The following is a 6614-nucleotide window of genomic DNA, read 5'->3' as shown; positions in this document are numbered from 1 at the left end:
CCCCCCTCGGTAAGGAAGGGGTTAATTCTCCCCCCCTTAGCAAGGGGGGGTCGGGGGGGGTTAATTCCCCCACGCGGATGAAGCCGGATTTGAATTCTCCCCCCCTTAGCAAGGGGGGGTCGGGGGGGGTTAATTCTCCCACGCGGATGAAGCCGGATTTGAATTCTCCCCCCCTTACTAAGGGGGGGTCGAGGGGGGTTAATTCCCCAATTGCGATCGCCGGAATGGACAGTAGCGATGGCTTAGCAGATGCGATTATTCAAATTTGTCGGGCTAGCGGTGTTGGTGCCAAAGTCGATCGCCCCAAAATACCAATTCCCCATATTTTCAGCGAACTTATATCAACAGAAACAGCTTTAGAATGGGCATTGTACGGCGGGGAAGACTTTGAGTTAGTGCTGTTTTTGCCACTGGTGCAAGCTGAGTTATTGGTAGAAAAAATTGGAAAGGGAGCCGCGATTGTGGGAATGACTACAGATAGCACGGATATCTGGTTGACTGATAGCAGTGGTATTTATCCTGATCTTGTATTAAAGCTCGATCGAGGATTTCAGCACTTCTAAATAATCTCTTAGTCAGCCTAGGAACTTGGGCGAGGGTTCAGTCAAGCCGGCGAACCATTGATTCTCTTACTGTAAGCAGTAGCCAGATTCTGTTGAGTTTGAGCAAACTTTTCGCTTCCCAGTTCCCGATTACTTAAAACTATTTGATAACCAGTAATGGCAATTTCCATATTCTTCTCTTGATTACCGCTGCTAAATTCACTAATATGACCACTCAAACTTTCAATTATGCCAATAATTGAGCTAATTGTTTCTGAATTTTCACCGTCCAGTAACTTAGAAGAAACTTGTTCTAAAGTCCGGGCAAAACTGTCATTGAGGAGATGTTCCCGCCCCGCGAGCATGGGAAAAATTACTGCACTATCGCTATTGCTAGCTTGTTCTGCTTGCAATAATTCTAGGAAGAAGTTTGCATATTCTTGAAAATTTTCAACTTCTGAGTTATTGCTATTTCCGTCATCATTCATATCCATGAATTGCCCTAGCTCACGGGCCAGATTTCGCAGAAATTTAGCACCATTTTCCCCTCCTTGTTGAGCCAAGGTTGATGCTACTAACTCGCAAGTTTCCAGAAATCCGCGATCCAACAATTCTGAATTATCCTGTAATATCTGCGGTTCGTCTCCGTTGGGGCAATTCAGCAAGCTGTGAATTAATTGGAGATAGGCTTGGGCGCGGTTTTCTTCCATTGTGGAGAGTTGTCAATAACACCGGAATGTATTTTATCATGATTGGTCGTTGACGAGAAACCGGGTTTTTGCGACAGATTTGGTTACAGGCGAAAATTCTGGAAAAAACCCGGTTTCTTTGGTTATGTGTAGAAACAAGGGACTCGGCGATTTCAATCGCCCCATCATAATTGATTTGGATCGATTCCCATTTCTCGGAGTCTTGATTCTAAAGCTTGCGATCGCGATCGTTCTTGTTCCAACAAAGCTTCTGTCTCGGTGGCGCGTTGCTCTGCTTGCTGTTGCAGTTGCTCTGCTTGCTGTCGCAGTTGCTCTGCTTCGATAGCCCGTGCTTGGGCTTCTCGCCGCAATTGAGCCAGTTCCACAAAACTCATAAACGGTTCTCCAGAGGGGTCAAACATTTCGAGTCCCTTGTCAGATAACTGGAACCGCACGCCCAGTCTGGGACTGATCCAACCGTCTATTTGTTCGATCGCTTCTAATTGTTCTGCTTGACGTTGCCATCCTGTCAATTCTAAGCTTTGTGGGTCGTACAAATAGTATTCTTCCACACCATAACGTTCGTAAAATTTGAACTTTTGAATCATCGGAGCAGGCCGATTTCCTGGCGACCAAATTTCAAACACGACTTGCGGCGCAATGCCATCTTCTTTCCATTGTTGGTAAGAACCTCGATATCCTTTTGGTCTACCAAAAACTACCATCACATCGGGTGCTTGGCAAAGTTTATTATTTCCTTCAACGGGATACCAAAGCAAGTCCCCGGCCACAAAAACATTTGGGTCATTAGCAAACAATAGTTCTGAATTTTCCTTGATCCAGACGATCAATCGAAATTGCTCAGTATTGTCTGACATGGGTTCTCCGTTATCGTCGGGGTAGATTATATTTGATTTGTCGGGAGATTGCAGTTGTGTAACCATTGCTGTTTCCCCAAATTGGCTGGTAATAATATAGCATTGTAAACGATTTCAACGTCATTGGTAGCTTATTTACATAATGCTACCTTGGGAATTAATCTATCCAAAATTTGCTCGATCGCCTTGGCAGTCCAATCAATATCAGCTTCCGTTGTTTCCCGTCCTAGACTCAACCGAATGCCACCAATAGCCATGCTTTTACTATATCCCATTGCCAATAATATCGAACTCGGAGTCAGTTTTCCGCTGTTACAAGCAGAACCGGAACTAATGCCAATTCCCGCTAAATTGAGCTGTCTTACTAAAGTTTTTCCCGTCACTTTCCCTGGGTCGCAGTTGGGAGAAACAATGCAAAAACTGACGTGGTGTGGAAGTCTACAGTATCGATCGCCAGTTGGTACTAAACTAGGTACGTGGGCTAATCCGTCAAAAAGGCGATCGCGCAATTCAATTAATCTTGCAGTTTCCCCATCCATCTCCTGGGATGCCAATTCCGCGGCCACCCCAAAACCCACAATTATCGGCACTGCTTGCGTCCCCGAACGCAGTTTCAATTCTTGGCCACCACCAGTCAATATGGGCGCTAATTTTACACCAGGACGCACGTAAAGCGCCCCCGCACCTTGGGGCCCATACAGCTTGTGACTGGAAAGGGAAAGCAAGTCTACGGGAAGTTTCTGGACATCGATGGGTAATCTGCCAGCAACTTGAACTGCATCGGTATGAAACAGGATATCGCGATCGCGTGCTATCTTTCCTAATGCTTCAATTGGTTGCAGCGTGCCAACTTCGCTTTGTCCGTAAATAATGGAAATTAACACTGTATTCGATCGCACTGACTGCTGCAAATCCCAAGGGTGAACTCGCCCAAGTTTATCCACCTGTATGCGAGTCACTTCCCATCCCGACTGTTCAAGTTGTAGCGCGGTTTCTGATACTGCTGAATGCTCTACGCTAGAGATAATTATGTGCTGTGGCGTACTATAAAGACGTGCAATTCCCAGGATGGCTAAGTTGTCAGATTCAGTACCACCTGAAGTAAAAATTATCGATTCTGGGAGAGCGTTAATCAGGCTAGCTACCTGCATTCTGGCTAATTCTAAAGCTGTGGCGGCTCTTTGTCCCCACTCGTGCAAACTCGAAGGATTTCCCCACTGTTGAGCCAGAGCTTTTTGCATCGCATCAATTGATTCTGGGCGTGTGGGAGTCGTGGCGCTATAGTCGAGATAAATTTGCATGGCTTTAAATAAGTTATTGGTTATTTGTTATTGGTTATTTGTTATTCGTTATTGGTTATTTAACTAACTTCCAGGTTTACAAACATTATACTCTTCGTGGGACAAAACTTTTTGGGGAATCAAGAATGTCCCACAATCTTCGCAGAGCATTCTGTAGTTTCGCGTTACAGGAATACTCACGATCAAACGATTGTGACGCAGGCGTTTGCCACCGAAATCTCTGTAATTTTTATTTTCACCCAAAGCTGCTATAATTGCTCGTGCTTTAGTAACTACATGATCTGGCAGACCTCTGAGATCGATGATATCTCTGGCAAATGAAGCCTCTCTTTCCTGTTTTTTGGTTTGTTTTTCCGCCCGCAGTTGGACGCACTGCTGCTGTGCTGCAAACTCTTGCGTACAGCGATGACACGCTTTACCATATCCTTTGTGACCGCACGGAAAAAGTGTTTTTCTTTTAGCCATAAAGCAGCAGTATCGGGTTCGATCCACGCCCCTGAATGCTGCTACCCTACCAGTGATGCTTCCGGCATCGAGGCAGTCTTAAAAGACGTATAATCTATTCCCTTTCATAAATTTAATAGGTTCTAACCATACATTATCGAATATATTTGAACGGTAAGCTAATAAATAACCTCAAGATTTTTTAAACTTTTGTGGATAAACTTTTTGATAATTTACCGCGTTTGTGCTCGCTTTTGTTACTGACAATCGGTCTGGCTGCTTGTGGACAACGAGAGCAAGAGTTGCCTAAATCCTCTCCCAGTCTGACTCCCTTGCCTCAAGACCCTTTGTTGCAAGTATACTTCAATCAGTCACTCACTTCCAGTTATACAGAGCCTTATCGTCTGCAAACTCGACCTGGAGATGATTTGGAAAAATTGGTCATGGAGGCGATCGCCACTGCTGAATCGACGGTAGACGTAGCGGTGCAGGAGTTTCGCTTGCCCGGTATAGCGCGAGTTTTAGCCGATCGCCAACGTTCTGGGATCAAAGTGAGATTGATTGTCGAACATATCTATGGTCGCCCTTGGAGCGATTTTTCCGCGTCGGAGTTAGGGAAATTACCCGAAAGAGAGCGCGATCGCTACCAGGAATTTGTCCAACTTGCAGATACTAATAAAGACGGGAAATTGAGTGCCGAGGAAATCCAGAAAAATGATGCTTTGCTAATTCTCAAAAATGCAGCTATTCCTTTAATAGATGATAGGGCTGACGGTTCTAAAGGTAGCGGCTTGATGCACCATAAATTTGTGATTATTGACAATAAAACCGTGATTGTAACTTCGGCTAATTTTACAACTAGCGATGTACATGGTGATTTCAAAACAGCAGAAAGCCGTGGCAACGCTAACAATTTATTAAAAATTCAAAATCCTGAATTAGCACAAATATTTACTCAAGAATTTAACATCATGTGGGGCGATGGACCAGGAGGCAAACCAGACAGTAAATTTGGCATTAAAAAGCCCTTTCGTCAAGTACAAAAAATCCGAGTAGGGAATGGGACTGTGGCGGTGCAATTTTCACCGACTTCCAAGACATTACCTTGGGAAAAAAGTGTTAACAGTTTAATTAATAAAACTTTGGGACTTGCCAAAAAGTCAGTGGATTTGGCACTGTTTGTTTTTTCGGCTCAGCGGTTAGCAAATACTCTGGAAATTGAGGCGAGGCGGGGAGTTGCAGTGCGAGCTTTAATTGACTCTAATTTTATTTATCGCCCTTACAGTGAAGGTTTGGATATGATGGGGGCGACTTTGATTGAACATTGCCAGTTGGAAGCGGACAATCGCCCTTGGAAACAACCCCTAACTACGGTGGGAGTGCCTGTGTTACCAAAGGGCGATCGCCTGCACCACAAATTTGGGGTTGTAGATGGAAGTACGGTGATTACAGGCTCTCATAACTGGAGTGAGGCTGCAAATCATGGGAATGATGAGACGCTATTGGCGATCGACAATCCCGTAGTTGCAGCCCATTTTGAGCGGGAGTTCGATCGGCTTTACAAAGGTGCAATGTTGGGAATTCCTCCCCGAATCAAGCAGAGAATTGATGCTAGGAAAAAAGAGTGCGAATCAGTACCATTAGCATCCAAATCTTCAACAGTGACGGCGGGAAATGTGGCAGCCAAACTTCCAATTGCTGCTGGTAAAAAATTAGTTAATTTGAATACCGCGAGTCAGGCAGAATTAGAGACTTTGCCGGGAGTTGGGCCGAAGTTAGCCGAGAGGATTATAGCAGCCAGGAAACAGCAACCTTTCACATCTGTGGAGGACGTGGCGCAGGTGCAGGGGATTGGGGACAAGCTTTTAGAGAGATGGCGCGATCGGGTAACTTGGTAATTAAGTTCCTACTCAGGACTTCATTCCTGACAAAGTTCACAGTCAGAAATTCCATCCTTCCTTTCACAATTCAGCATCAAAGACTCAATTCCTAACTATAAACCTATTGAACCTAATTTGACAACAAATCAGCTCTCAAGTTAAAATAACTCCTACACAAAATGCTATCTATTCACATTAGAGGTAGAGAGATGAAATACGCGCGATTTGTTACGGGGAGGCCACAAATCAAATTCCTAGCTCTTTTAGTCGGGACTTTTTTTTTGATGATAGCAGCTTTTACAGTCAGCGCCCAGCAGACTAGCGAAGCAAAATTTAGGGTCAAGAATGAAAACAGTTTTAATATTAATCTGATTCAATTTAAGCGCATTGAATATGTAGGTGAGTGTACTGGTACTGTCTTCTCCCCAGATTCCCAAAGCGCTCGATTTGTTTCCAGCAAGACTCCCCCCGGCCCTAACAGAAGGGTGATGATTAAAAATGTGACTGATGGGATGGAAACTGACCCCTATCCATACACAGACAGAGATTATGACAAAGGTGAATTTTCCGAGGATTTTCGATTTAAGTTGGGTAACAGTCACAAAACAAAAACTTTTTCGGTTTTAGAGGGAGAAAATAAGTTTACCTATGAAATTAAAGAAAATAGTCAGGTAATAGAACAGGGTACACTTACCGCTGAAGTTTCTATACAAAATTTAGGGATTTTTCCGCGTCAGCGAATTTGTAATAATAAGTTAGAATGTCGGGATACTTCTGATTGTCGCGACAGTAAAGGCAGAAACAGAAGTTGCAGACGAGAGTGTTTTCCTGTTCAAGAGTGTCGTTGTCCGTAATTACTTTGTGCCATAAAATTGTTTTG

General features: G+C 44.2%; 7 protein-coding genes. 3 read left to right on the top strand and 4 right to left on the bottom strand.

Annotated elements, in window-relative coordinates; all coding sequences use genetic code 11:
• A partial coding sequence (locus AAFP14_RS21640; protein WP_472851077.1) for a thiamine-phosphate kinase occupies positions 1-563 on the top strand: 563 nt, incomplete at its 5' end.
• A 41-nt stretch (positions 564-604) separates the two neighbouring features.
• Here AAFP14_RS21640 and AAFP14_RS21635 read toward each other — a convergent pair.
• The 4 genes from AAFP14_RS21635 to AAFP14_RS21620 form a co-directional block, all read right to left on the bottom strand.
• Positions 605-1252, bottom strand: coding sequence for a hypothetical protein (locus tag AAFP14_RS21635; protein ID WP_341734271.1), 648 nt, complete (start codon positions 1250-1252; stop codon positions 605-607).
• 164 nt (positions 1253-1416) lie between these two features.
• Positions 1417-2175, bottom strand: coding sequence for a Uma2 family endonuclease (locus AAFP14_RS21630; RefSeq protein WP_341734270.1), 759 nt, complete (start codon positions 2173-2175; stop codon positions 1417-1419).
• Between the two features lie 65 nt (positions 2176-2240).
• On the bottom strand, positions 2241-3410 hold the full coding sequence (locus AAFP14_RS21625; protein WP_341734269.1) for a cysteine desulfurase family protein: 1170 nt from the start codon (positions 3408-3410) through the stop codon (positions 2241-2243).
• Positions 3411-3473: 63 nt separating this feature from the next.
• The gene (locus tag AAFP14_RS21620) at positions 3474-3875 is read right to left on the bottom strand and encodes a DUF7682 family zinc-binding protein (RefSeq protein WP_341734268.1); all 402 of its coding nucleotides are present in this window, start codon (positions 3873-3875) and stop codon (positions 3474-3476) included.
• Positions 3876-4066: 191 nt separating this feature from the next.
• On the opposite strand from AAFP14_RS21620, the gene AAFP14_RS21615 reads away from it, so the two are divergent.
• Positions 4067-5752, top strand: coding sequence for a DUF655 domain-containing protein (locus AAFP14_RS21615; RefSeq protein WP_341734267.1), 1686 nt, complete (start codon positions 4067-4069; stop codon positions 5750-5752).
• A 191-nt stretch (positions 5753-5943) separates the two neighbouring features.
• The gene (locus tag AAFP14_RS21610) at positions 5944-6588 is read left to right on the top strand and encodes a hypothetical protein (protein WP_341734266.1); all 645 of its coding nucleotides are present in this window, start codon (positions 5944-5946) and stop codon (positions 6586-6588) included.
• Positions 6589-6614: the final 26 nt, after the last annotated feature.

Origin of the sequence: Microcoleus sp. EPA2 (assembly GCA_020882975.1) — a bacterium.
In the GTDB taxonomy this organism is placed as follows: domain Bacteria; phylum Cyanobacteriota; class Cyanobacteriia; order Cyanobacteriales; family Microcoleaceae; genus Microcoleus.
The sequence above is the reverse complement of the archived record's forward strand: the minus strand, read 5'-3'. Positions and strand labels throughout refer to the sequence as shown.